Source organism: Robinsoniella sp., from assembly GCF_034124845.1.
In genome coordinates, this window is record NZ_JAWYAJ010000106.1 from 1 (window position 1) to 2,152 (window position 2,152).

Annotated in this window: 3 protein-coding genes and 1 pseudogene; 1 reads left to right on the top strand and 3 read right to left on the bottom strand. The window is 38.7% G+C overall.

Going from position 1 to position 2,152, the window contains the following annotated elements; translation table 11 throughout:
• Positions 1–502, bottom strand: a pseudogene (locus ACH2DQ_RS05270) (hypothetical protein); the annotation flags it as partial.
• 46 nt (positions 503–548) lie between these two features.
• Between ACH2DQ_RS05270 and ACH2DQ_RS05275 the strand changes: the two are divergent.
• Positions 549–791: an AEC family transporter gene (locus ACH2DQ_RS05275; protein WP_394912300.1), complete on the top strand. Its 243-nt coding sequence runs from the start codon at positions 549–551 to the stop codon at positions 789–791.
• Between the two features lie 422 nt (positions 792–1,213).
• On the opposite strand, the gene ACH2DQ_RS05280 is transcribed toward ACH2DQ_RS05275, so the two are convergent.
• Both ACH2DQ_RS05280 and ACH2DQ_RS05285 read right to left on the bottom strand, forming a co-directional pair.
• On the bottom strand, positions 1,214–1,774 hold the full coding sequence (locus ACH2DQ_RS05280; protein ID WP_394912299.1) for a hypothetical protein: 561 nt from the start codon (positions 1,772–1,774) through the stop codon (positions 1,214–1,216).
• 23 nt (positions 1,775–1,797) lie between these two features.
• On the bottom strand, positions 1,798–2,152 hold a 355-nt coding region (locus ACH2DQ_RS05285; RefSeq protein WP_395025846.1), incomplete at its 5' end, for a hypothetical protein.

Here is a 2,152-nt window from a genome sequence, read left to right on the forward strand (position 1 = left end):
TGGTTTTTTGGTTCTTCGGATCCGTTACGGCAGTTAATCCACCCGCTTCATCATAGGTATATTTCCAATGTCCGTCTGCTGCATCGGTGATCCCGGTCAGTCTGTCTGTTTTATCATATTGATACTCCGTGGAATAAGCGTTCTCATCCGTCTGCTTAACCATGCGGTTTCTGGCATCGTATTCCGCTGTCAGGTAATTACCGTCTGCCAAAACCACTTTTGTCCGGTTCCCGTTTTTGTCATATTCAAATCTGGTCACATTCCCCTTTGGGTCTTTTATAGAGGCCATCTGGGACATGGCATTGTAGGAATATTCTGTTTTGTTTCCCAGGGCATCCGCAGCCGCAGTATTGCAGTCTATGACATCATAAGTGTACAGGGTGGTTCCACCAAGTACATCGGTAACAGCGGTTAACCGGTATTTTGCATCGTAGGCATATTCCTCTTTTAAACCGTTTGGATAAGTTTTGGAAACCAGGTTCCCCACCGAATCATAATCCATGGCAAAGGTCTGCCCCAAGCGGTTTGCGGAAAAGAAGCTGTACGCAGTGGCAGGCATCAAACTGTTGGTTTATCCGCTTCTGTGTCTCCCCATTGCCCTGTTCTTATTTCCGGACCCGGTTATTGTGGGAAGCATTGTACTGTCCATTGGTATGCCTACGGCATCCATGGTGGTGATGTTTTCAGAACAGTATCAAAAAGAAGTGAAAACGGCATCATCCGGTGTGATCTTGACAACGGTATGTTCGCTGATTACGATTCCGCTTGTTTATATTTTCTTTTTAAATTGAAATGGTGGTGTTATGTTTTCACGTAGCTATAAGGGATGTTTAATGCTATGAGTGTGTAATGGCTTATGCCGCAGATTACATTAAAGCAAAATAATGCGGGCGCCGGCTTCATAAGAGTTAATGCTTTCCTTATTTCCCGTCATATCCTCACCGCCTTCGCCATGGTGCGATATTCGAAACCGGCCCCCATATCTAATATTACAAACTTCCGTGAGGAGATGACCATCATTCCATACTTTTCTAAGGATGCATACTCAGCAATCCTAAAACATTTCCAACGGTGCTCAACTTTCTGAACTTCTTTTTGGAACAAAACGCGATTCACTTATTACAGATAATTCATTATCTGTTGTTCCAACAAACGTAAAGTCATTTTTTAGAATATCTAAATCAACTTCCTTTATCTTATAAATTGAGATGTATTATTCAAGAGGATTAAGGGAAACTCCAAAACTTGTTTTTACTTTTTTTGTAATTGTATCTTCCAAAATAAATTTATCCATCAGTGGATTTTCTAACAGATTCTTACATAAATACTGTGAATAAAAAATAAAATTTCGGTATAATTTTAAAATCATTTCTACCAGCTCTTTTTTAGATGTACACTCAAACATTGGCTCTGGATTCCACTTAGTACGGCTTTTGCAAAAAATTTCAATAAACGTTCCTTTATCCTTAAATGTCAATTTTCTTTCTAGTCCTTGCTCATAAAAATCCAGTTCAAAATTGAAAATATTTTCAGAAAATCCCATGATTATCTTAGGTAAATTTTCAGCCACACAAAGCAAATCATACATACAGTCAACAGGCCATTTATCTTGACCAAATCCCATAACAATAAATTCAATTTCTTCAAACATATTAAAAACCTCACATATGTCTGCTACAATCGCCTCCCACGTCTCATAACCCCCATAGTCTTCTTTTAATAAGACATTGTTTATTTCCAAAGATTTATTGTTATTCAATATAATTTTAAACATATACATCTCCTTATATCTATTACTCACTTTATTATTGGAAAAGCTGTTTTAATTCCACCACCTGGTGAGGGAACTACCCTTACTCCATTAGCAGGTACAGTTGTACCATTGGGCTTTATAACTTGCCCTAATCCTCCTGGCAAATCAAAGTCTGTGACATCTTTTACATCACCAAGTGAATTTAAATAATCTGCTGCATCTCCATTATTAAGCCATTGTCCTTGTTCCTGACCTGTTCCACCCGCTCTTCCTTTTAGATTTTCTTCATTTTTCTTTCCTTGGCCATGTCTTTTAAATGTATGACCATATTCTTTGCTCTTCCAACTAGTTCCCTCACCCCGAACTTCAAACACCGCCTGCGAATCAACATCGTTCCCA